The sequence below is a fragment of the Amycolatopsis minnesotensis genome, assembly GCF_039529815.1.
In the GTDB taxonomy this organism is placed as follows: domain Bacteria; phylum Actinomycetota; class Actinomycetes; order Mycobacteriales; family Pseudonocardiaceae; genus Amycolatopsis; species Amycolatopsis minnesotensis.
Genome location: NZ_BAAANN010000030.1, coordinates 50,136 through 73,929, shown reverse-complemented (window position 1 = coordinate 73,929; position 23,794 = coordinate 50,136). Strand labels below are relative to the sequence as shown.

20 protein-coding genes are annotated in these 23,794 nt (G+C 70.1%); 14 read left to right on the top strand and 6 right to left on the bottom strand.

The window, feature by feature from the left end; genetic code table 11:
* Positions 1-5: 5 nt before the first annotated feature.
* Complete coding sequence (locus ABD256_RS31385; protein ID WP_344427203.1) at positions 6-2,399, top strand: PEP/pyruvate-binding domain-containing protein; 2,394 nt, start codon at positions 6-8, stop codon at positions 2,397-2,399.
* 82 nt (positions 2,400-2,481) lie between these two features.
* The gene (locus tag ABD256_RS31380; protein ID WP_344427200.1) at positions 2,482-4,341 is read left to right on the top strand and encodes a glycoside hydrolase family 35 protein; all 1,860 of its coding nucleotides are present in this window, start codon (positions 2,482-2,484) and stop codon (positions 4,339-4,341) included.
* A gap of 53 nt (positions 4,342-4,394) precedes the next feature.
* On the opposite strand, the gene ABD256_RS31375 is transcribed toward ABD256_RS31380, so the two are convergent.
* A complete protein-coding gene (locus ABD256_RS31375) occupies positions 4,395-4,862 on the bottom strand; it encodes a winged helix-turn-helix transcriptional regulator (protein WP_344427197.1) in 468 nt (155 codons plus the stop codon).
* Positions 4,863-4,954: 92 nt separating this feature from the next.
* Here ABD256_RS31375 and ABD256_RS31370 point away from each other — a divergent pair, with 92 nt between their 5' ends.
* The 3 genes from ABD256_RS31370 (at position 4,955) to ABD256_RS31360 (ending at position 6,988) form a co-directional block, all read left to right on the top strand.
* The gene (locus tag ABD256_RS31370) at positions 4,955-5,398 is read left to right on the top strand and encodes a pyridoxamine 5'-phosphate oxidase family protein (protein ID WP_344427194.1); all 444 of its coding nucleotides are present in this window, start codon (positions 4,955-4,957) and stop codon (positions 5,396-5,398) included.
* Positions 5,399-5,588: 190 nt separating this feature from the next.
* The gene (locus ABD256_RS31365) at positions 5,589-6,254 is read left to right on the top strand and encodes an ATP-binding cassette domain-containing protein (RefSeq protein WP_344427192.1); all 666 of its coding nucleotides are present in this window, start codon (positions 5,589-5,591) and stop codon (positions 6,252-6,254) included.
* 128 nt (positions 6,255-6,382) lie between these two features.
* Complete coding sequence (locus ABD256_RS31360; protein WP_344427189.1) at positions 6,383-6,988, top strand: response regulator transcription factor; 606 nt, start codon at positions 6,383-6,385, stop codon at positions 6,986-6,988.
* A gap of 269 nt (positions 6,989-7,257) precedes the next feature.
* Here the strand turns inward: ABD256_RS31360 and ABD256_RS31355 are convergent, their stop codons facing one another.
* From ABD256_RS31355 to ABD256_RS31335, 5 genes are all read right to left on the bottom strand, one after another.
* Positions 7,258-8,499, bottom strand: coding sequence for a sensor histidine kinase (locus ABD256_RS31355; protein WP_344427186.1), 1,242 nt, complete (start codon positions 8,497-8,499; stop codon positions 7,258-7,260).
* Between the two features lie 127 nt (positions 8,500-8,626).
* Entirely contained in the window at positions 8,627-10,210 is a 1,584-nt protein-coding gene (locus ABD256_RS31350) for a SagB/ThcOx family dehydrogenase (protein ID WP_344427183.1), read from the bottom strand.
* A gap of 49 nt (positions 10,211-10,259) precedes the next feature.
* On the bottom strand, positions 10,260-12,533 hold the full coding sequence (locus tag ABD256_RS31345) for a TOMM precursor leader peptide-binding protein (RefSeq protein WP_344427180.1): 2,274 nt from the start codon (positions 12,531-12,533) through the stop codon (positions 10,260-10,262).
* 9 nt (positions 12,534-12,542) lie between these two features.
* A complete protein-coding gene (locus ABD256_RS31340; RefSeq protein ID WP_344427178.1) occupies positions 12,543-12,728 on the bottom strand; it encodes a hypothetical protein in 186 nt (61 codons plus the stop codon).
* Positions 12,729-13,563: 835 nt separating this feature from the next.
* Positions 13,564-14,322, bottom strand: a complete 759-nt coding sequence (locus tag ABD256_RS31335; protein WP_344427176.1) for an AfsR/SARP family transcriptional regulator — start codon at positions 14,320-14,322, stop codon at positions 13,564-13,566.
* 314 nt (positions 14,323-14,636) lie between these two features.
* Here ABD256_RS31335 and ABD256_RS31330 point away from each other — a divergent pair, with 314 nt between their 5' ends.
* The 9 genes from ABD256_RS31330 to ABD256_RS31290 are packed head-to-tail and all read left to right on the top strand — an operon-like array spanning position 14,637 to position 23,791.
* The gene (locus ABD256_RS31330) at positions 14,637-14,888 is read left to right on the top strand and encodes an acyl carrier protein (RefSeq protein WP_344427174.1); all 252 of its coding nucleotides are present in this window, start codon (positions 14,637-14,639) and stop codon (positions 14,886-14,888) included.
* 28 nt (positions 14,889-14,916) lie between these two features.
* Positions 14,917-16,218: a beta-ketoacyl-[acyl-carrier-protein] synthase family protein gene (locus tag ABD256_RS31325; protein WP_344427172.1), complete on the top strand. Its 1,302-nt coding sequence runs from the start codon at positions 14,917-14,919 to the stop codon at positions 16,216-16,218.
* Positions 16,215-17,342, top strand: coding sequence for a beta-ketoacyl synthase N-terminal-like domain-containing protein (locus ABD256_RS31320; RefSeq protein ID WP_344427171.1), 1,128 nt, complete (start codon positions 16,215-16,217; stop codon positions 17,340-17,342). Before ABD256_RS31325 ends, ABD256_RS31320 begins: the two co-directional genes overlap by 4 nt.
* Positions 17,339-18,079: a 3-oxoacyl-ACP reductase FabG gene (fabG, locus tag ABD256_RS31315; protein ID WP_344427169.1), complete on the top strand. Its 741-nt coding sequence runs from the start codon at positions 17,339-17,341 to the stop codon at positions 18,077-18,079. The genes ABD256_RS31320 and fabG overlap by 4 nt, the downstream gene beginning before the upstream one ends.
* 47 nt (positions 18,080-18,126) lie before the next feature.
* The gene (locus ABD256_RS31310) at positions 18,127-19,845 is read left to right on the top strand and encodes a phytoene desaturase family protein (RefSeq protein ID WP_344427168.1); all 1,719 of its coding nucleotides are present in this window, start codon (positions 18,127-18,129) and stop codon (positions 19,843-19,845) included.
* A gap of 35 nt (positions 19,846-19,880) precedes the next feature.
* Entirely contained in the window at positions 19,881-20,807 is a 927-nt protein-coding gene (locus ABD256_RS31305; RefSeq protein ID WP_344427166.1) for a 3-oxoacyl-[acyl-carrier-protein] synthase III C-terminal domain-containing protein, read from the top strand.
* Positions 20,808-20,823: 16 nt separating this feature from the next.
* A complete protein-coding gene (locus ABD256_RS31300) occupies positions 20,824-22,188 on the top strand; it encodes a preATP grasp domain-containing protein (RefSeq protein WP_344427164.1) in 1,365 nt (454 codons plus the stop codon).
* Positions 22,185-23,471, top strand: a complete 1,287-nt coding sequence (locus ABD256_RS31295; protein ID WP_344427161.1) for a type III PLP-dependent enzyme — start codon at positions 22,185-22,187, stop codon at positions 23,469-23,471. Before ABD256_RS31300 ends, ABD256_RS31295 begins: the two co-directional genes overlap by 4 nt.
* Positions 23,472-23,518: 47 nt before the next feature.
* Entirely contained in the window at positions 23,519-23,791 is a 273-nt protein-coding gene (locus tag ABD256_RS31290; RefSeq protein ID WP_344427158.1) for an acyl carrier protein, read from the top strand.
* Positions 23,792-23,794 lie beyond the last annotated feature (3 nt).

Here is a 23,794-nt window from a genome sequence, read left to right as displayed (position 1 = left end):
GCATCGTGTTCGTACGCGCGCTGGCCGAGACCGACGCGACGATGAAGGAGTTCGTCGGCGGCAAGGCGGCGAATCTCGGGGAAATGCTTTCGCGCGGTTTCGCCGTGCCAGAAGGGTTCTGCGTGACCACGACCGCCTACGTCCGAGCCGAGCTCGTGCCCCGCGAGATCGAAGACGCCATCACGCGGGCCTACGAAGAGCTTTCCGGGTCGGAGCCGGTCGCCGTCGCCGTGCGGTCGTCGTCGACGGCCGAGGACCTCCCCGACGCGAGTTTCGCCGGGCAGTACGACACCTACCTGAACGTGCGCGGGAGCGCGGCCGTCCTCGACGCGGTGCGCCAGTGCTGGGGTTCACTGTGGACGGCCCGTGCGACGCACTACCGCGAAAACCATTGCCCGGACGCCGATCCGGTCATCGCGGTGGTGGTGCAGAAGATGGTCGACGCGGCCTTCGCCGGCGTGCTGTACACCGCGAACCCGGTGACCGGGAACCGCGCCGAGACCGTCGTCGAGGCCGCGCCGGGACTCGGCGAAGCGGTGGTTTCCGGCACCGTGACACCGGACCACTACCGGCTCACCGAAGACGGTGAACCGGCCGGGGGCGGCTGCCTTTCCACATCCGACCTGTCCCGGTTGACCGAACTGGGGCAGGCGCTGGAGACGGCCTTCGGCTCGCCGCAGGACGTCGAATGGGCGATCGACGGTGACGGCGAGCTGTGGATCACCCAGTCGCGGCCGATCACCACGCTGTTCCCGGTCCCGGAGCCCGGCGGCGAAGGCACGCGCGCGTACTGGTCGGTCAACGTGTACCAGGGGATCTCCCGGCCGTTCACGCCGATGGGCGCCTTCTTCGTCCGCGAACGCCAGCGCGGTATGAGCAAGTACATGAGCGCGCTCGGTTTCTCCGCCGAGATATCCACAGTGGACGGATGGCTCTACTGGGATATCACCGATGGCGTGCGCGACGAGTCCAAACGGGACAGGATGGCCGCCTTCGTGGACAGCCTCGCCGCGCCGACGGGCCGGATCGTCACCCAGCTCGGGGCGGACCCGCGGTTTCCTGCCGTGCTCGGGGAAACCGCCGCATCGCCTGGACCGCGCAGGAGGCGATGGGAACGCATGGTGCCCGCGCTGCTGTGGCCGGACGCGGCGCGGGCGCGGGTGCTCCGGCGCGCCGAGGAGCTGCTGGGCCGGTTCGCCGGTCCGGCCGAAGCGACCGCGGAGCAACGGCTGGAGTTCGTCGAGTCGGTGCACTCCGAGGTCTGCCGCATCGAAGCGAACCTCCCGCGCGACGCCAACACGGCCGGCAGCGTCGCCCAGCAGCGGGCCGCCGAACTGCTGGGCGAGCACGCCACCGCCGCCGAAATCACCACCGCGTTCGGCGGCGTGCCGCACAACCCGACCACCGAGATGGACCTGGCGCTGTGGCGGCTCGCGACCGCGCTCCGCTCCGAGACGCCCCTCCTCCTCGGCACCGCGCCCGGAGAACTGGCGGCCGCGTACGCCGCGGAGACCCTGCCGCCGAACGTCCACAATGGCGTGACGGAGTTCCTGTCCGCCTACGGGTGCCGCGCCACCGCCGAAATCGACCTCGGCGTGCCGCGCTGGTCCGACGACCCCGAACCGGTCTTCGCGATGCTCGCCAACTTCCTCCGTGCCCCGGAGGAGGATGCCGAACGCCGGTTCGCCGGCGCGGCGGCGGCCGCGATCGCGAAGATCGACGAGCTGGCGGCGCGGGTCCCGCCGCCGCGCCGGTGGCTGGTGCGGTTCCTGCTCCACCGCTCCCGTGCGCTTCGCGGGCTGCGCGAGTTCCCGAAGCTGTGCCTGATGCGCGGTTTCGCCCTGCTCCGCGCGCAACTGCTGGCGATCGGCGCGGAACTGGTCACCGGCGGGAAGCTGGCCGCCGCGGACGACATCGTGTTCCTCGACCTCCCCGAAGTGCGCGCGGCGGTGGCAGGCGAGGACTTCCGCGCCACGGTGGCCGACCGGAAAGCTTGCCACGAAAGGGAAAAACGGCGCCAGCGGGTGCCGTCGATCATTCTGTCCGACGGCACGGTTCCCGAACTGGACGGCGACGGCACCGCCGCGGACCTGACCGGCCTCGCCGCGTCGGCGGGCCGCGTGACCGGAGCGGCGCGCGTGGTGCACGATCCGGACGGCGCGCGCGTGGAACCCGGCGAGATCCTCGTCGCCGCCACCACCGATCCCGGCTGGACCCCGCTGTTCCTGACCGCGGCGGCGCTGGTGACCGAAACCGGCGGCATGATCTCGCACGGCACGACCATCGCGCGGGAGTACGGCATCCCGGCGGTGGTCGGCGTCCCCGGCGCGACCCGGCGCATCCGGACCGGGCAGGTGATCACCGTCGACGGCTCCGCGGGAACGATCTTGCTCGGTTGACCCTACCGATTTGTGTGATTGCGTCTTATCATGTTCGAAACTCAACAGGTTCACTCAACTTCGAACAGATCGGGACGGTCCCATGGGCTCGCTCAGCAGGAGGGGTTTCCTCGGCAACGCGGCGGCCGCCGCAGGGGTGGCGGCCGTGAGCACGCTGTTCACCAGTGCGGTGTTCGCCGGGCCAGCGGGTGCCGAGGGGCGCCGGGGGCTGAGCGTCGACGGTGAGCGGTTCCTGCTCGACGGCGAGCCGTTCCAGGTCATCTCCGGGGCCGTGCACTACTTCCGGATCCACCCCGACCAGTGGCGGGACCGGCTGCTGCGCCTGCGCGCGCTCGGGCTGAACACCGTCGAGACCTACGTCGCGTGGAACTTCCACCAGCCGTCGAAATCACGTCCCGGCTTCGACGGGTGGCGCGACCTGCCGCGGTTCGTCCGGCTCGCGGGCGAGCTCGGGCTGCGCGTGATCGTGCGCCCCAGCCCGTACATCTGCGCGGAATGGGAGTTCGGCGGCCTGCCGTCGTGGCTGCTCGCCGATCGCGAGCTGGAGCTGCGCTGCCTCGATCCGGCTTACCTGAAAGCCGTCGACGCCTGGTACGACGAGCTGATCCCGCGGCTGACCCCGCTCGAAGCGGGCCGCGGCGGGCCGATCATCGCGGTGCAGATCGAGAACGAGTACGGCAGCTACGGCAACGACACCGCGTACCTGGCGCACCTGCGGGACAGCCTGCGCGCCCGCGGCCTGCGCAGCCTGCTCTTCGCCGCGGACGGGGCCTCGGAGCACTACATGCGCTTCGGCTCGCTGCCGGGAACCCTCGAAGCCGGCACTGGCGACGGCGACCCGAAGCCGGGCATCGACGCGATCCGGAAGTTCCAGCCGGGCAAGCCGGTGCTGATGGCCGAGTTCTGGGACGGCTGGTTCGACCACTGGGGCGAGAAGCACAACACCCGCGACCCGAAGGAGATGGCGGGCTACGTCGACACCCTGCTCTCGGCCGGTGCGTCGGTGAACCTGTACATGGCGTGCGGCGGCACCAACTTCGGCTTCACCAGCGGCGCCAACACCTCCGGCACGACCTACCAGCCGACGATCACCAGCTACGACTACGACTCCCCCGTCGGCGAAGCGGGCGACCTCGGCGCGAAGTTCGAAGCCATCAGGGCCGTGCTCGGCAAGCACACCGAACTGCCGCCGGGACCGGTGCCGGGCAAATCGCCGCGGCTGGCCGCGCAAACCGTGCAACCCGACGCCGCCGTCTCCCTGCTCGGCTCGCTGCCGGCGCTCTCCAAGCCGGTCCGGAAGGCGCGCCCGGTGCCGATGGAGAGCGTCGGCCAGTCCACCGGGCTCATCCACTACCGCACCACGGTGCAGGGGCCGCACCACGGTCCGCTGAGCATCCACGGCCTCGCCGACCGCGCGCTGGTGTTCCTGGCGGGCGAGCAGGTCGGCGTGCTGGACCGCAACACCCCCGGCGGCAAGATCGACCTCACCCTGCCCGGCGAGCGCAACCGGCTCGACATCCTGGTGGACGCGATGGGCAGGGTGAACTACGGCCCGTACCTCGCCGACCGCAAGGGCATCGACGGCTGGGTCGCGCTGAACACCCAGCAGAAGCTGTTCGGCTGGGAGATCAGGCCGCTGCCGCTCGACGACCTGTCGAAGCTGCGGTTCGGCGCGGGCAGCCCCGGCGCCGGGCCCGCCTTCCACCGCGCCTCGGTCACCGTGCCCGCCCCGGAGGACGGGTTCGTCGCGCTGCCCGGCTGGGAGAAGGGCATCGTCTGGCTCAACGGCTTCAACCTCGGCCGCTACTGGAAGATCGGGCCGCAGAAGACGCTGTACGCGCCGAAGCCGCTGTGGCGCGCGGGCCGCAACGAGCTGGTGGTACTGGAACTGCACCAGCCGGGCAGCACCATCGAAATCCGCCCCGAGGCCGATCTGGGCTAATCCAGTGGTTCACAAGCGGCGGCGCCGCTTGAGCGGGCCGTCAGCCTGCACCGCTAGTCCTGGTCGTAACCGGCGGAGCCGGGGCCGGGCAGCACGTCCACGTCCGTCGCGTGCATCGGCTGGCCGCACTCCGAACAGGTCGGCTCCACGTGGGCGATCTGGCCGCACGCGTGGTGCCGGTAGAGCACCGGCGGCCCGGCGTACCCCGCCCGCCACCGGTCGCCCCAGTGCACCATGGTCAGCAGCAGGTCGCACAGCTCCCTGCCCTGCTCGGTGAGCACGTACTCGTGGCGCGGTGGCCGGTCGGAGTACGGGCGCGCTTCGAGCACGCCGTTGTCGACCAGCCACTTCAGCCGGACGGTCAGCACCTTCCGCGAGATGTTCAGGTCCTCGCGGAGCTGCTCGAAGCGGGTGAGGCCCACGTAGACGTCGCGCAGGATCAGCGGCGACCACGGCTCCCCGATCACGTCGAGCGTGCGGGCGATCGAGCAGGTCATGTTCCCGAACTGGGTTCGTTGCATGGCACCAGTCTAGCCCAGTGTGTTCCCTCAGGAAACTTTGTCTGCTACGGTCAGTTCCCTCAAGAGATTCACTGGACGAACAGGAGCGGACGATGCCGAGGACACTCACCGAAACCGAGCGCGAGGACTTTCTGGCGGAGCCGCGCATCGGCGTGCTCAGCATCGAAGACCCCGGCGACCGGCCGCCGCTGACCGTGCCCGTCTGGTACGCCTACACCCCCGGTGGCGACCTCAGCTTCTTCACCGGGACGCAGGGCCGCACCGCGCGCAAGACGCGGCTGCTCGAAGGCGCCGGCAAGTTCAGCTTCTGCGTCCAGCAGCCGGAGTTCCCGTACAAGTACGTGACCGTCGAATGCACCGTGACCGGCGCGGACCGCGCACCCGGTGCCGATCAGGTGCGCGCGATCATCTCCCGGTACCTCCCCGCCGACGCGGCGGAAGCGTTCGCCAAGAGCGAGACCGAGGAGCCGACCGGCACGTTCGTGCTCTTCACCGCGCGGCCGGAGCGCTGGCTGAGCTCCGACTTCGGCCAGTGAGCGGTTAGCGCCGCTTCCGGCCCTTCGCCGAGCGCTGACGCTGCGTGCTGGCGGCCATCACCGGTACGGGGGTGGACGTAGATCCCCCGAGAGACGCCATTCACCACCATCGGATCCCGTCCGCGATCTCCATATCGTTGTTCTTGTCCGGCAGCGAGCCGGGAAAGCCCCAGGCAGAGGAGCGATGATCATGAACGGGACCGCGGCTGGCATCTACTTCGACTCCGTGCGCACCGCCGGCGGCACGGCGTCGACGCCGCTGAACGGCATCTCGCTCTCGCTCGCCGCCGGCAGCGTCACCGCGATCATCGGCACCGAGGACGGCGGCGCCGCCGCGCTCCTGCGCTGTGTCGCGGGCCTCGAGCGCGCCACCTCGGGCTCGGTGCGCATCGGCGGCACCGACCTCGGCCTCCTCGGCGACGACGGCCTCCTCGCCCTGCGCCGCGAGCGCATCGGCGTGCTCGGCCGCTCGCCCATGCTGGTCGGCGCGCTCAGCGTGCAGGAGAACGTCGAGCTCCCGCTCCGCCTGGCCGGGCGCGCCCTCGCCGACGGAGAACTGGACGAACTGCTGGAGCGCACCGGGCTCACCGCGCACCGCTACGAGCGCGCCGACTCGCTCTCCCGCGCGCTGCAGCACCGCGTCGCCTTCGCCCGCGCGCTGGCGGTCTCGCCCGCCGTCATCGTCGCCGACGAGCCCGCCGCCGACCTCGACCCCGCCGAGCGCCGCGACCTGTTCCGCCTCCTGCGCGAAAGCGGCAGCACCGTCCTGCTCGCCTCGACCGACGCCACCGCAACCGGTTTCGCCGACTCCGCGCTCTTCCTCGCCGACGGCAAGCTCACCGTAGCCGTGCCGTGACCACCCGCGACACTCGTCCGCCCCACCGTGCCACGATTCGGTTCACCCACCCGATGTTGTGGTTTCTCAGCCAAAATCCGCGGTCCGGCGGGATAGAGTGGACAGTGGAGCGCGGGAGGTGGACGGGCTTGATCAAGGTCGTGCTGGCCGAGGACATGCACATGGTGCGTGGTGCGCTGATCGCGTTGCTGAACCTGGAGCCCGACATCGAAGTCGTCGCGGAAGCCGCGGTCGGCACGGACATCCTGCCCACGGTGCAAAAACACCAGCCGGACGTCGCGGTGATCGACATCGATCTGCCCCTGCTGGACGGGCTCAGCGCGGTGAAGCTGTTGCAGGAGCACACTCCCCGGGTCCGCACCCTCATCGTCACCAGCCTCGGCCGCCCCGCCACGCTGCGCAGGGCGTTGTCCGCCAAGGTCGGCGGGCTGTTGCTCAAAGACGCACCGGCGAAGGAACTCGCCGACGCGATCCGCTCGGTGAACGCCGGAAAACGCGTGGTGGACAACCAGCTCGCACTGGCCGCTTTGGACAGCGCCGAGTGTCCACTCACACCACGCGAGCTGGAAGTGCTGGCACTGGCCGCCGACGGCGCCGAAGCCGTCGAGATCGCGACAAGGCTTTTCCTTTCCGCGGGAACGGTTCGCAACTATCTCACCACCATCGCGACGAAGCTCAACGCGCGCAGCCGCGTCGACGCCGTCCGCATCGCCCGCGACACCGGCTGGCTCTGACCGCCGCCTCCTACGGGCACGGCACCTCTTGAACGCCGTTTAACCATTCCAGGGCAACGGAAATCCGGTCGTTTACGCGCGAATGCGTTGGCGCACACCATTCCCTGAAGGTGACCCGCACGGGATTCGACGCCGCTTCTCCCGCTCTCGCGGGCATCCGGGGCGGGCTTGTTCATACGTCGAAGGTGCCGGCGAGGGGCGAGAAGGCGGCGTCAGATGCCCTCAAGGCGTCCTTCGGGGCATGGGGGTTCGCCTCCGCCGCAAGAGGTTCAGCCGCGGACGGGCTCGGCGGGAAGCGGGACCGACGCGCGCAACCGGAAGCGGCCGTCCTCGACACCCGCCAGCAGTTCGCCGTCGAGTTCGCTCACCCTGCGGGACAGGTTCCTGATCCCGCTGCCGCCCAGCTCGTTCGGCTCCTTCTTCGCGGTGCCGTCCTCGAGCACGCCGTCGTTGACGATGTCGATCCTCGCCGTGTTCCCGTGCCGCCGCACGGTGATCTCGCAGTGCCTCGCGTTGCTGTGCCGCAACAGGTTCGTGACACCCTCGCGCAGGACCGTGGCCAGCACGGTGCCCACCTTGGGCGGCATGTCCCGCACCGCGATGTCCATCCTGGTCTGCACGTCGGCCGCGGCGAGCACGGACCGGACGGTGTCGGACTCGCCCTCGAGCGACATTTCGCGGTAGCCCGCCGCGGTGGTCCGGACATCGGCGAGCGCGGTGCGCGCGATATCGAGGATTCCGCTGAGTTCGTCCTGCGCCCGTGCCGGGTGTTGAAGCACCACCCGATGCGCTAGTTCACTCTTAAGGGTGATGGCCGACAAACTGTAACCGAGCAAATCGTGCAAATCACGGGCAAAGCGAAGCCGTTCCTCCGCCACCGCGAGTTCGGCCAGCCGCATGCGCTTCGCGTGCACCTCGGCGACGAGGTTCGCGAGCCGGGACAGGCCGTACACCACGAGACCGGTGATCACCGTGGACACCGTGGTGTACATGATGTCGAACGCGGAGCCGGTGTAGGAAAGCTGCAGCACCGCCATGCTCAGCACGACGAGCGCGAACACCACCGCGGCGGGCAGCACCGGCAGCACCAGCAGCGCGGACCCGGCGAAGAAACCGGGCATCCCGACCCATGCCTGCCCGAACAGGAACATCGGCAGGTACACCAGGCACGCCTGCGCCAGCAGGACCGCGTACCACCGCGTGCCGTACAGCAAATTCCCCGCGCGGGGCGACACATATGTCATTTGCAGCAGCAGCAATGAGCCCATACAGAGCAATGCCAAAATGATCGAACCGTCGCCGAGATGCAGATTCACGATGGTGAGGAAGGCGACCACGCACAGGCAGGTGAACACCGACCCGACGATCAGCCTGCTCAGCCGCGGCGCGAGCGCCGACCCGCCGAAGAAATCGTCACCACCTCGGGTCTCGGCGCGCAGGCCGACCATCGTGGGCGCCTTTCTCGAGACGGCGGGCAACTCGCCGCCGGACGTCCGGGAATCAGACCTCATATACTTCCCCCGTGGCCCAAAAAACCCACAACGGCGTTGGACAGCTCCCCAGGCTCTGGATTAACACTATGTTGCGGCCCCGGAAAAGTCCAACTCACGGACCGTCAGCGATCTGCCACTCCCCGCACTAGTTCCGTTGTTCCGCGCGCACGCCGACGACGAACTCGCCGACGCTGACTTCGGACGGCCAGTCCAGCCGCAGCACTCTCGTCGTGGCTTCGAGATCGCCGACGGCGAGCGCGCACGGCGCCAGTCCCATCGCCGTGGCCACCAAGTACAACGTCTGCTGGAGCACGCCGACGTGCTTGAGCGAGGTGGAGTACGCGATCCCGCTGTAGGTCCAGGACAGCCGCGCGATCCGGCCGGTCATCGTGATCAGCACCGGCGGCCTGCCCGCGGTGCCGACGGTCACCCGCGCGGCGTCGAGCAGTTCGGTCGCTTCCGCCACGTCACCGTTGATCCGCGTGAGCGCGTGTTCCCACGGGTCGTAGTGGTACGTGCCCGACGGCAGCCCCTCGCAGCGCTCGACGGTCAGGTACAGCTCGAGTTCGTGCCGCCCGCCCATGCTCGGGTACGGCCGGTCGGAGGCCATGTCCTGCACCGTTTCGAGGGCGTGCGGCTGGATCGAGCGCACCCGCGCGCTGCGGAACAGCAGCTCCCCGAGCTGTTTCGCGGTCGGTGCGCGGGTGGCGAACTCGTGGAAGGAGCGCCTGGTCTCCATCGCCTCGGTGAGCGTGCCGTCGGTGCGGGCCACCTCGGCGATGTCGGGCGTGTAGAGCGGAAACCGCTCCCCTTCCGGCACCGGTTTGACCACCGGCGCCGGCGGCAGTGCCCCGTGGTGCGGGAAGGTGGCCCCGATCGGGCCGTGCCGCCTGCCCGTCCTGGTGCGCGCGTGGAACATCAGGTCGGTGTGCGACCACGCGGCGAGTTCGGGGTCGTGGTCCTCGGCGAACCAGGTGCGGCCCTGGCCGTCGTCCGGCTCGCCGAACACGATCATGCCCACCGCGGCGAGGTGCTCGGCCAGCGCCCGCACCAGCTCGGCAGGCAGCCGGGTGTCGTGCACGACCTGGTCGAGCGTGGCGCCGTCGCCGATCGCGCCGACCACCGACACCGCCGGCGGCTGGTGCAGGATCACCCGATGCCGGGACAGCGGCGACTCCAGCACCAGTTCGCCGTTGCTCAGGCGGATCGCCGCGAACCGCGAAAGGCGCATCCGGTCCTCGGCCTCGATGGCGGGGAGGACGAACCCGGCGAACCGCGAAATCGGCACCGCGGACAGGCAGGATCCCGCGCCGGGACGGCATTCGAGTGAATGCACCACGCAGTGCTCGATTTCGGCGAGCACGGTGGAAAGCCGGAGCCAGTCCGAGCCGTCGCCGTCCGGCGCGAACAGGTGCGTCAGCACGGTCGGGCCGAGTGTCATGCGGCGCAACGCTTCGCGCACGGTGTCACCCGGATGGCCGAGCGCGATATCGCCCCATTCGGTCGCGACGGTCACCCCCGTCATGTCATCGTCGAATTCCAGCAGCACGTCCTCGCGCAGCGACCACAGCCTCCTCGGCGCGAAGACCGGCTCGGTCCACTCGCCTGCGGAACGGACGTCGAAGATGCGGGGCGAGTGCGATCCGGCGTCGCCGTGCGGGCGGGTGTCGCGGGCGACCGGGCGCACCCGGTTCCGCAGCCAGGCCCGCAGGCCGTCCACCATCATCATCGCCGCCCCTCCTCTCGCATCACGTCTTCGCCACCGGCCCACGGGGGTGTCACAGGAACATCGGAACCGGATTGAGATCCGCGTACGCGGTCGGCTCGGTGAGCCTGCCCAGCCGCACCGGCACGTCGTAGAGCCGTCCGGGCGCCAGCCTGCGCCAGAACCCCCGCAGGCCGGGCACCACGACCTTGACCACGGGCAGCCCGATGTCGGGCCGCGTCTGGTCGAGCACCAGCATCTCCAGTCCCGCCGCGCGCAGCCGTTCGTGCACGGTGCGCACGTCGTCGGCGAGGTCGTCCTGCGGGCGGTACCCGTAGCCGGACGGCACCCGCGCCGCCGCGCCGGGATCCGGCAGCAGGTACGGGTGCGCGGCAACGGTCGCATCGCGCAACCACGCCGACGCGTCCGGGTCCCCGCAGTCGTAGCCGGGGTTGCGAGCGAGTTCGAGCACCGGCGGCATGAGCTGGTTCAGCTCGGTCATCGCCCGCCGCAGCGCCACCTCCGGGTCGAGGTGCGCGCCGAAGCCGAACATGATCTGCTCCTCGGCCGCCTCGGTGCGCCTCGATACGGCCACCATCGCCGGAATGCCGAGATCCGAGGTCAGGTCGAGCGCCCACACCTCGCGCCCGAGCCCGGCGTGCGCGGCGCGCACTTCGGCGAGCCACGGGCCGCCGAAGGCGTCCAGGTCCACCGCGGGCTGGCGGGTCCGGTTGTACCACCACAGCGCGACGGCGTCGCGCTCGACGAGTTCGAGCGCGCCCTGCAGGATCGCGTCCTCCAGGCTGGCGCCCGCGGCGTTGCCGTTCGAGTCGGCGCGGACCATCCACGAGCCCGGCTCGCGGGGTGCGCCGAAGTAGAGCATCCCGGTCGGCAGGTAGCGGTGCCGTTGCCCGGTCATCGACCACACCGGCGTCCAGTCCATCTCGGCCGCGGGATCGAACGGGTCGCACACGTGCTGGAACGCGGCGTGCGAGGCGTTCCACTCGGCGCGGCGGGGGTACTGCCGCCCGTCGAAGAGCTGGCAGGCGTCCGGGGACACCGCCTGCTCGCCGAGCGAGTTCATGCTGGCCCGCACGCGGTGCTCGTCGCCGTGGAAGCTGCCGGAATGCCGCTCCAGCGACTCGCACAGCGCGCCGACCTCGGCGTCCAGCGGGGTGACGCCCTTGCCGCCGCTTTCCGAGCGCAGCATCGCGCGAAGACCGTCGAGCCTGCCCGCGGCGACCGCGAGGTTCGGGCCGGAGCGGAAGGAGTTGAACAGCTCGGGGCCGCGATCGTCCCGGCGGATCTCCTTGACCACCCCGGTCAGGCCGCCGATCAGGTGCCGGTAGGTGTCGAGCACCTGTGCCGGCGCCAGCGCGCGGTGCCCGCCCCCGGTGTGCTCGCTGCGCAGCCTGCTGTTCAGGCGCACCGGAGCCTGTGCGAGCCGTCGCTGCATCGTCACGTCACCGCAGGCGTGGCACTGCGGACGGCGGTGCACCTCGTGCCGGGTGCCCGCGAGGTCGAAGCTGTCGAAGGTCCAGATGCCGCGCTGTCCCGGGTACCGATAGCCGGCGAGCCACTTCATCACCTCAAGGGTAAGGAGATGACCCGCCGCGGAGAAGAGCGGCGGCAGGGTGGCGACCGGGCGCGGTGCCGGGCCTTCGTGCCCGAGCGCCGTCTGCACGTGCTTCTCGGCCTGGCGGTGCGCCCACAGCCGCGTCGCCATGCAGTGCCAGCACGCGGTGCCGCCAGGCTCGAAGAACGGTCCCAGCCACACCTCGCTGCCGACGATCTTCGCCAGCATCCACGGCCGCCCCGCGGTGCGGTGCTCGGCATCCACAATGGACAGTCCGGGGTCGACGTAGTCCTCGCAGAGGACGATCGACAGGTCGGCGTCGCCTTCGACGCCGGTCGCACGGTCGGCTCGTACCCCCGACGAGCGCAGTGCGGTGAGCATCTCCTGCGAGCCGGACCAGCCGAGCGGGATCAGGTCGACCCGTTTCGTCGCCACGCCGCGCCCACCGGAGACGGCGACCCCTGCCGCCTCCCAGTAGGCCGACGCGGCCGGGTCCGGGTCGTCGTCGCGCTTCTCCTGGCGCACGGTCACGAGGCCGGCCTCGACCAGCTTGGCGACGACGGCTTCCGCCTCCGTCGCGGCGTCCGAGGACAGTGCCCCGAGCACCGCGGCCAGGTCGCGGTTGCCGTCCAGCAGCGGCACCAGGCGCTCGATGTGCCCGCCCTGCACCGCCGTCACGTTCTTCTCGGAGAAGAGGTACACCGCGTCATCCGCGACGACCTCGGGGCGGAGGTGCCGCCCGAACCCGACCAGATCCCCCTCGATGGACATGGCCGTGGCTCACATGCCGCCGCGCACGGCGGGGATGGTCCCGCCCCAGCAGATCGAGGTCGGCGAGAGCATGCCGCCCATCGGCAGGCTGCGGCCGTCGAGCTGTTCGATGACGAGGTCGACGCCGGAATCAGCACGGGCGCCGGGGAGCTGGCTGGTCGAAGTGGTGACACTGTTCTCACGCAGAGCAGGCATGGGAATCCCTCCAGTGTGTCGCGGTGCCGCTGATCAGTGGAGCGGCATGGGAATGATTCTGCTCTAATTTCACCGTGAGTCACCAGTGCCGGAGTCACGAGGCGCCTATGTTTCCGTCATAGCCCGGACGGCCTCCTGATCACCTCAGCGTGATGTCTCCGACACCACACGCAGAGTGATCCCTCGGCGCACTGTCCACAATGCATCGCGAGCGTGAGCAACCATGCCCCGAAGGTGACCTTCGGGGACACTGACGCCGCGATCTCGTCCCTCGCGGTGCGGGGCATGGTGATGCCTGACGGCTACCTTCGCGGCGTTCGACGCCACGTTCCCGGCTCGCACGGCATCTCGCACGGCATCCGGCACGGCGCCCCGCATGCCCTGAAGGACGCCTTCGCGGCGCCACATTCCCCGAAGGCTCCCTTCGGGGCATGCGCAGCGAGCCTCGCCTTGACCGCTGCGGGAGCACCTTTCCGGGCACGAACAGCCCCGCATACCCGCGAAGGCGCGAAAAGTGGCGTCAGAGTCCCTGAAGGACGCCTTCGGGGACACGAACCATTCCGGGCTCCACACGCGAAAAACGCTCTCGGGAAAAGGTTCCCGAGAGCGTTTCGGCCATCGTTCGATGAAATCGGGTGGCCAGGTGCCGGAGTCCGGTCACGGCACCTGGCGCCGTCCAATCCGCACCGCCCCCGCGGCGCGGCCCCCACCCCGGCGAGATCCCCAGATCCCCCGGAACAGGATCCCCCAAGCAAAAGAGCCCCAGAAAGAAAACATCCCCAGCGCGCGATCCTCGTCCGCCCCCACGGATGAGACAAGCCCCAGTGAAACCAGCTCAGCCCAGTACGTGGTCGTGGTTCAGGATGCGGTGGTAGAGCTGGGAAAGCCCGCGTCCCGGTGCCAGGCCCAGCTCGGTGTCCAGCCAGCGCCGCGCGTAGTGGAACGTGTCCACGGCCTCGGCCTGCCGTCCGCTGCGGTACAGCGCGAGCATGAGCTGCTCGCTGAACTTCTCCCGCTCCGGATGCTCGGTGACGAGCTGCCGCAGCTCGGAAACGACGACGCGTTCGGCGCCGGTGGCGAGCTTCGCGGCGATCAGGTCCTCCCGCGCGGCCAGCCGCCGCTCGTCGAGCGAGGTGGCCCCGCCCCGGCAGCGCGGGCCGCCGACGACGTCCAGCAGCGCCGGCCCCCGCCACATCCGCAGCGCGGTACCGAGCAGCTCGGCGGCGCGGACCGGGTCGGTGCCCACCGCCCTGCTGCCCTGCTCGGCCGTGGTGAGGAAGCGCTGCGCGTCGATCGCCTCGCTCGGCAGCGCGAGCACGTAGCCGATGCTGGTGGTGCGGACGATCTGGTCGCCGCTCTCCCCGGTGATCTGCGACAGCCGCTTGCGCAGCCGGACGATGTTCGCCTGCAGCGCGTTGCGGGCGTTGCCGGTGGCGCTGTCCGGCCACAGCTCGTCGACGAGCTGGTCGACGGTGACCGGCAGGCCGACCCCGAGCGACAGCATCGCCAATATCGTCCTGGACTTCGCCGACCCGATGTCATGTGGTTGGTCTTCGTGTTCTACGAACAATGGCCCCAATATTTGTATACGCATTAGTCACTGACCCCTCGCCCTACGGTGACACTCACGCGAAAGAATGATTGATTCCACCTTCCCAGCCTGCCGTGGTAACCGCCAGTGCACGTGGCACGGGTCGGTCATGTCCCGATCCCGTGCCGCCACATGACGAAAACATGGGTGGTTCACCCGGTTCAGCACTGCGTGATCGAACGGTCACGAAGGCACGTCAGCACGGCGTCAGCAGGCTGTCACCCGGCGAACCTAGCTTTCGAATTCGAGCCAGACCGACCGCAGAGCCAGATCAACCGCATGTCAGATCAACCGCAAGCCACGGATGGAGAAGCGTGATGACCCTCGCACTGACCGAACGCATGGACCGCATCAGGGAGATCGTCGCCGAGCACCTCGAGCTCGAGGTCACCGATCTCGACGACGACAGCAACTTCATCGACGTCTACTCGGCCGACTCCCTCGCGCTGATGGACGTGCTGGCCGCGCTCGAACGCGAGTGGGGCATCGAGATCGACCAGTCGCAGTTCGCCCGCATCGTCGACGTGCGCAGTGCCTACGAGGTCGTGGCCGAGTCCGCGAGCTGGTGACCGGCGAGCGGTAACGGAGAGGAGAGCGATGTCCACGCAGCCAACGGGATCGGCCGCACGACCGGCCGACCGCAGGGTGGTGATCACCGGGTGCGGTGTCATCTCCAGCATCGGCACCGGGGTCGCGGAGTTCAGCGCGGCGCTGCGCGCCGGCCGGTCGAACGTCCGGCCGATCACCGCGTTCGACACCACGGGTTTCGCGCACTCCAACGGGTGCGAGGTGCCAGGGTTCGAGCCGGAGCGCTGGATCCACAACGTCGACATCACCGAACTGGGCAGGGCGAGCCGGTTCTCCGTTGCCGCGGCGAGGCTCGCGATCGAGGACTCCGGGATCGGCGAAGACCGGCTGCGCGACCGGCGCGGGGTGGTCTCGGTCGGCACCACCGACGGCGAGTGCCGCGACCTGGACACCCTGGTCGAGGCGGAGCTGGCCGGGGGCGAGGCCGGGATGGACCCGGTGAACGCCAGGCGCATCCCGGCGGGGAACATCTCCACCGCCATCTCGCGCGAGCTCGGCCTGACCGACGTCGAGTCGAGCACGATCGCCACCGCCTGCTCCGCGGGCAACTACGCGATCGGCAACGGGTTCGACGCGATCCGGCTCGGCGAGGCGGACTTCGCGCTCGTCGGCGGCGCGGACGCGGTGTGCCGCAAGACCTTCACCATCTTCTACCGGCTGCGCAGCATCGCGCCGGACTGCTGCCGCCCGTTCGACAAGAACCGGATGGGCATCCTCACCGGTGAGGGCGCCGGCATCCTGATGCTGGAGAGCCTGGAATCCGCGCAGGCCCGCGGCGCGCGGATCTACGCCGAAGTGCTCGGCTACGGGCTTTCGTGCGACGCGAACCACCCGGTGGCGCCGCACCAGCCGAGCATCACCCGGTGCATGGACCTCGCGCTGCACGACGCCGGGGTGAAACCGGGCGAGGTGGACCTCATCTCGGCACACGGCACCGGAACCAAGGCCAACGACCTCACCGAGACCAGGGCCATCAGGGACCTGTTCGGCGAGGACACCCCGCGCGTGGTGTCGATGAAGTCGATGCTGGGCCACACGATGGGCGCGGCGAGCGCGCTGGCCGCGATCGGCTGCGCCCTGGCGATCACCGACCGCTTCGTGCCGCCGACGGTCAACCACGAGGAAACCGATCCGGAATGCGCCGTCGACTGCGTGCCGAACGAGTCGGTGCCGGCGGACCTGCGGATCGTGCAGAACAACGGCTGGGCCTTCGGGGGCAACAACTCCGTGGTCATCTTCGGCCGCCTTGACACCGAAAGCACCGAAAACACCGAAAGCGCCGAAGCCGAGCTGGAAGGAGCGACGCGGTGAACCTCAACCCCGACGGGCCACCGGTGATCACCGCGTGGTCGGCCATCTCCCCGTTCGGATACGGGCACGACGCCTTCACCGACGGCTTCACCGCTGGCGAGTCCACTGTGGACGCAGTGGACGAGGAGCGCTGGCAGGTCGCGGGCGAGCGCGCCGCGCTGGTACCGGACTTCGACGTGCGGAGCCTGTTGGGCGCCAAGGGCACCCGGTCGATGAACCGGGTGACCGGACTCGCCGTGGTGACCGCGGGCCGGCTACTGGCCCAGGTTCCCGATCGCGACGACGAATTCGCCGAGGGCACCGGCCTCGTGCTCGGCACCACCACCGGCAGCCCGGAAAGCATGATGGGCTTCACCAGGGCGTCACTGGTCGGTGAGCGGCCGGACCACGTCGAGCCGGCCGCGGTGCCGAGCTGCGTGATGAACTGCGCGGCGGGCCAGGTGGCCATCTGGCACCAGCTCAAGGGTCCTAACGCGACTGTCGCGGCGGGACGGCGGACCGGGCTCGTCGGCCTGAACTACGCGCGGCGGCTGCTGGCCACCGGCAGGGCGAGGATGGTGCTCTGCGGTGCCGCCGAGGAGTACAGCACGGCACGCGCGAAGGTCGAGCGGTGCGCGCAGGACGGCACGCCCGGCCCCGCGCTCGGCGAAGGCTGCGCGATGGTCCTGCTGGAGCCCGCCGCGCACGCGATCGCCCGCGGTGCCACACCGCTGGCATCGCTGCTCGCCGTGGAGTCGGCCACCTGCGTCGGCGGGAACCGCGGCCAGGCCGTCCGCGACGCGGTGAGCAGGACGCTGCACCGCGCCGGCGTCCGGCAGGGCGAGGTCTCGGTCGCCGCGGGCACCACCGCGAGCGCCGACGAGCGGAACGCGCTGAGCGATCTGTTCGGCACCAGGGCGGACACCACCGCGGCGCACGACCTGATCGGCGACACCGCTTCGGTCTCGGCACTGTTCCAGCTCGCCACCGTGCTCGGCGCGGAGCGGGACGAGGACGGGCTCGCGGTCATCACCGCGCTCGACGACGACGGCGCGATCTCCACCGCGCTGCTGAAGCTGCACCCCGTCACGGCGGCCGGACGCACCGAGGCGCGCGAGCCCGCGCTGGCAGGCGGTGTGCGATGACCGGGCGCAAGGTCGCGGTCATCAGCGGCGGCTCGCGCGGTATCGGCCGCGCGGTCGCGGTGAAGCTGGCCGAGGACGGCTACGACATCGGATTCTGCTACCGCAGCGACGAAAACGCCGCGGAAACGCTGGGCAAGGAGATCGCCGCGGCGGGCGGGCGCTCGCTCGCGGTGCGCGCCGACGTCGCCGACTCCGCGCAGGTGAAGGCGTGGCTGGACGCCACCAAGGCGGAGCTGGGCCCGATCGACGCGGTGGTCACCTCGGCCGGGATCACCAGGGACGGCGCGCTGACGCTGATGTCCGACGAGGACTGGGGCGCGGTGCTGCGGACCAACCTCGACGGCGTGTTCACCGTCTGCCGCCCCGCGGTGTTCGACATGTGCAAGCGCCGCACCGGTTCCGTGGTCACGCTGTCCTCCGTGTCCGGTGTGTACGGGAACCCGACGCAGGCCAACTACTCCGCGTCCAAGGGCGGGGTGATCAGCTTCACCAAGGCGCTGGCGAAGGAGGTCGGCCGGTTCGGGGTGCGGGTGAACGCGGTCGCGCCCGGCCTGATCGACACCGACATGGTGGCCGCGCTCGCCGAACCCGCGCGCAAGAAGCTGCTCTCGCAGATCGCGATGCGGCGCTTCGGCACCCCGGAGGAGGTGGCCGAGCTGGTCGCCTTCCTGGTTTCGGACAAGGCGGGCTACATCACCGGCAACGTCATGGAAATCCACGGCGGTCTGACCATCTAGGACCCGGCCCCGGCAAGCGGGCCCTCTCAACAGCTTGGAGAAGATCGATGGCTTTCGAAGGCGATTTCCCGGCGACGGGAACGCGGGAGAACTGGGACGCGATCGTCGTCGGCACCGGGATCGGCGGGCTGACCGCGGCGGCGTACCTCGCGGCGAGCGGGCGCAAGGTGCTCGCGCTGGAGGCCTACGACGTCGCGGGCGGCAACAGCCACATGTTCCGGCGGCGCGGTGCCTACGAGTTCGACGTCGGCGTGCACTACCTCGGCGACTGCGGGCACGGCGGCATCCTGCCGTCCATCCTCAGTGGACTGGGCATCGAGGACAGGGTGACCTTCCGCCCGCTCGACCAGGAGCGCTACGACCGCGTGGTCCTGCCCAGCGTCACGGTGGAGGTGCCGGCGAGCTGGGACCGCTACCGCGAGCGGCTGGTCGCCGCGATGCCGGAGGAGGCCGCCGGCCTTTCGGAGTTCGTCACGGTGTGCGCGGCGGTCGCCGACGCCAACCGGGGAAGGCTGCTCGGCGTCCCCGGCTCCGACGTGATGAACCTGCCGCCGGAGATCCGCCGGTGGAACCACCGGATGCTGACCCAGCTCTTCGACCACTGTGGACTGTCGCCGCGGGCGAGGACCGTGCTGGCCGCGACCTCGGGCAACTACGCCACCGCGCCGAACCAGACGCTGGTGGTGCTGCACGCCAACATGGTCGACGACTACATGCGCGGCAGCTACTACCCGGCCGGCGGCGGGCAGGCGCTGGTCGCCGCGTTCGTCGAGGCGATCGAATCGCACGGCGGTGCGCTGTGGACGAACGCGCGGGTGGCCAGGATCGACGTCACCGACGGCAGGACCACCGGCGTCACCCTCGCCGACGGCAGGAAGCTGAACGCGCCGGTCGTGGTGTCCAATGCGGACTACCGCAGGACCGTGCTCGAACTGGCCGAGGGCGCTTTCCCCGCCGCGGCGGTGAAGCGCAGCCGTGACGCCACGATGCGGCTGGCGACCTCGACCACCTACGTCGCGATGGACCGCGAGCTGGACATCCCGAACGGCAACGTCTGGTACTGGCCGAACGAGGACATCGAGACCGCCTACCGCAAGGTGATCGAAGGCGACTTCGACGAACTGCCCTTCGCGTTCATGTCGTTCACCTCGATCAAGGACCACGGCACGGCGACGGTGTGCCCGCCCGGTCATGCGAACTTCGAGGTGATGACGCTAGTGCCGCCGGGGTACGAGCCGTGGGGCGTCAGCGAAGGCCCGGTCAACGGCGGCAACTACCGCCGCGATCCCGCGTACCAGAAGGCGAAGCAGCGCCTCACCGACGGGCTGCTCGACTTGGCCGAGGACATCCTCGGGCCGATCCGGCCGCACGTCACGCATGTCGAGACCGCGACCCCGCTGACCCACGAGCGCTACATCCGCTCCAGCGGCGGCACCCCGTTCGGGCTGGCGACCTGGGGGCGGGCCGGGCACCGCCCGGACGTCACCACGCCGGTCGGCGGGCTCTACGTGGCAGGACAGAACACGCGCTTCGGCGCCGGGATCGTCAGCGTCGCGGTGAGCGGTGTGGCGGCGGCCTCGGCGGTGATGGGCGAGGAGCTGATGCCCGAGGTGTACCGGGGCAAGGTCTACGGCAACTCCGAACTGCTTCCCGAGCGCGCCCCCGGCTGGGACCCGCTCGAAGTCAGCCGTGGCGCGGGCCGCAAGGGCGAGCGCGGCCTGCCCAGGCTGCGCGCGCTGTCCGAGCAGCAGGCACTCACCCACTGACCAACCGACCACAAAGGACCGAGGGGAGCACAGCCATGACGTCACTTGTCGGGGTGGCCTCGCACCTGCCTCCTGGCGTGCCGATCGCGAGCCTGCAGGACGAGCTGGGGCTGACGGACACGCAGCTGCGCCGGTTCCACCGGCTCTACGGGCTCTCCGAGGTCTGCCGCAGCGAGGAGGGGGAGGTCGAACTCCTCCTCGCCGCGGCGGGGAAGCTGGCCGAGCTCGCCGGGCAGGAGCACCGGATCAAGTACGTGGTGCGCGCCCGCACCGTGACCACCACGGCGCCCTACCCGGACAGCCCGCTGCTGATCGCCAGCGACGCGCTCGGCCTGCGGCACGCTTCGACGTTCACGGTGTCCGATCACGCCTGCGCCTCCGGGCTGCTCGCCGTCGACCTGTGCGGCACGCTGCTCGCGGCCGACGGCGACCCGGACGCGCTGGCACTGGTGCTGATGGGCGAGAAGGCGTTCAGCCAGTCCGTGCGGATGATCCCCGACGTCGCGATCATGGGCGAAGCGGCCGCGGCGGCACTGGTCGGGCCCGGCACCTCGCAGGACAGGATGCTCGGCTACGCCACGCGTTCCTACGGCAGGGAAGACGCCGCGGTGGTGATGTCACCGGAGGTCGCCGCGCAGTTCCGGCAGATCTACGGCGACGGGCTCGCCGAGGTGATGCGCGAGGCGACTCGCGCCGCCGGTCTCGAACTGTCCGATGTGGACATCGTGCTGCCGCACAACGTCAACACGATCTCCTGGACGAGGGCGGCGGCCGCGATGGGGCTGGACCCGAAGCGGGTCTTCCTCGACAACGTGCCGGTCACCGGCCACTGCTTCTGCGCCGACCCGTTCCTGAACTACCGCACCGCGCACGACCTCGGGGTGCTGGCTCCCGGCCAGCGCTACCTGATGACCTCGGTCGGGCTCGGCTCGACCTTCTCCGCGATGTTGTTCGAGCACTAGAGGGGATGTCCGACCCATGACCGCACCGAACTTCCACAGCAGGCTCAAGACCGCGATCGGGGCACCCGGCGTGCCGCTGGTCTTCCTCGGCAACCTCGAGGTCGAAGAGCAGTGGGCCCGCGGCGAATGCGGGCTGCCGAGGGTGTCCTCCAGTTCCGGTGTCGCCGTGGTGAACCGGATGGACGAGTTCGCCCTGCTGCTCGCCGGCGGCGGCGACCACGTCGTGCTCAAGTCCGCGCCGGAGGAGTCCTATCTCCGCTACCTCACCGACCTCGGCATCGACCTGCCGAGGATCCACGCGGTCGGCACCGGCGACCCGCAGCGCACGGTCACCGAGGACGCGCTGGCCGACCAGTCCGTATTGGACGCGCTGTGCAGCCTCGGTGCGCTCGGCGCGCGGCTCATCCCGCACGGCGTGTCCGAAGTGGAGGAACGCCTCGTCGCAAGCACCGGGCTGACGCTCGGCGCGCCGTCGGCGGCGATCTGCAAGACGGTCAACAGCAAGGTCTACAGCAGGCGCGCCGCCGACGAGCTGGGCATCCCGCAGCCGAAGGGCTGGGCGGCCACGACGCTCGACGAACTCGAACAAGCCGTCGCCGGGGCGGCCGAGGTGCTCGAAACCGGGCAGAAGGTGGTGCTGAAGGAGGCGCTCGGGGTGTCCGGCAAGGGCATCTCCGTGGTGGACTCCGTCTCGCGGCTGCAGCGCCTGCAGCGGATGATCGCCAAGCAGGTCGCCAAGGGCGGGTACGAGCGCATCGGGTTCGTCATCGAGGAGTGGGTGGCGAAGCGGGCCGACCTGAACTACCAGTTCACCCTCGCCGCCGACGGCTCGGTGCACTTCGACTTCGTCAAGGAGGCGATCACCGAGGGCGGTGTCCACAAGGGACACCGGTTCCCCGCCGCGCTGTCGGAGTCCCAGGTGGACATCCTGCGGGGGACCGCGGAGCAGCTCGGCAAGAAGCTGCACTCCGACGGGTTCTTCGGCGTGGTCGGTGTCGACGCGATCGTCGGCCCCGATGGCGAGATCCACCCGGTGATCGAGATCAACGCGCGGCACAACATGTCCACCTACCAGATCCGGCTGCAGGACCGGTTCCTCGGCGAGGGCCAGGTCGCGATCGCGCGGCACTACGGGCTCCGGCTCGACGCGCCGCTGCCCTTCGCCGAAGCGCGCGCGACGCTCAACGATCTGCTGTGGACGGCCGAGAGCCGAGAAGGCTTGCTGATCAACAACTACGCGACCGTCAACGCCGCCGCCGCGGCGGACGGCACCGGATTCGACGGCAGGCTCTACGGCCTGATCGTGGCCAACTCCGTCGACCGTGCCGCCGAACTCGACCGGGCCATCACCGCCCGGCTGACCCGAGGAGCACCAGCATGACCGAGTTCACCGTTGGCGGGCTTGGCGCCACCGAAATCGCCGGCCAGTTCGGCACCCCGCTCTACGTCTACGACGGCGACGAGCTCGGCGCGCGCCTGACCGGCCTGCGGGCGAGGCTGCACCCGTCGCTCGAAATCTTCTTCTCGATGAAGTCGAACCCGAACATCTCGATCTGCGCGCTGCTGCACGCACACGGCGCGCGGGCGGAGGTGTCGTCGCTGGCAGAGCTGGAAACCGCGCTGCGAGCGGGCGTGCGGCCCTCGGACATCCTCTTCCTCGGGCCTGGCAAGAGCGTCGACGAGATCGCCGCCTGCCTCGACGCCGGCATCTACGCGATCATCTGCGAGTCCTTCGGCGAGCTGGAGCGGATCGACCGGCTGGCGCAGGCGCGCGGCATCGTCGCGAACGTGGCGCTGCGGGTGAACCCGTCCTTCGCGGTCAAGGGCTCCGGCCTGACCATGGGCGGCAAGCCGCGCCAGTTCGGCATCGACGAGGCGCAGGTGCTCGCCGACCCGACGGTGGGCGCGCGGCACCCGAACGTCCGGCTGATGGGCGTGCAGGTGTACATGGGCACGCGCATCCTGAGCGCCGATTCGATCGCCGAGAACACCAGCCGCATCCTGGAGCTGGCCGAGAAGATCTCGGTGCGGCACGGGTTCCCGCTGGAAATGGTCGACATCGGTGGCGGGCTCGGCATCGCCTACTTCGAGAACGAGCACGACCTCGACGTCGACGAGCTGGCCGGCAAGGTCAACCCGATCCTCGACGAGTTCGCCACGCGCCGCCCGGACACGCGGCTGGTGATGGAACTGGGCCGCTACCTCACCGCGATGTCGGGCACCTACGTCGTCCGCGTCGAGTACACGAAGGAATCGCTCGGCGAGAAGTTCGCGGTGACCGACGGTGGCACGAACCACCACATGGCCGCGGTCGGCATCGGCTCCTTCGTCAAGCGGAACTTCCCGATGTCCGTGCTGAACCGCGCCGACGAGCCCGCCGACGAGAGCTGGCAGGTCACCGGCCCGCTGTGCACGCCGAACGACACGCTCGGCAAGAAGGTGGCGCTGCCGCCGGTCCGCCAGGGCGACCTGATCGGCGTGCACCGCTCCGGCGCCTACGGGCCCACCGCGTCACCGGTGCTGTTCCTGAGCCACGGCTACCCGGCCGAGGTGCTCGTGCACGACGGCAAGCCGTACCTCATCCGCGAGCGGGACACCACCGCCGACCTGCTTTCCCACCAGCGCCTGCACCACGTGGCGCCCAGCGAGCAGCCTGCCCGCTGAAACCCTTTCCCACCAAGAAAGTAATCACAGAAAGGTCGTGAGCGACCATGTCCGACGCAACCACCATCCAGGCCACCGACCGCGCACGCGTCACCTCGGCCATCGGCGACGCACTGGCCGGTGTCCTCGACTACGAGCTGCCGTCGCTGACCGAGGAGACCCGGTTGTTCGACGAGCTCGGCCTCGACTCCACCGGTGTGCTCGAACTGCTGATGCAGCTCGAGGAGACCTTGGACATCGAGCTCGAGGCGGACGGCTTCGAGATGAGCGACTTCCACACCGTCGGCTCGCTGGCGGACTTCGTCACGGGTCAGCTGTAGCGG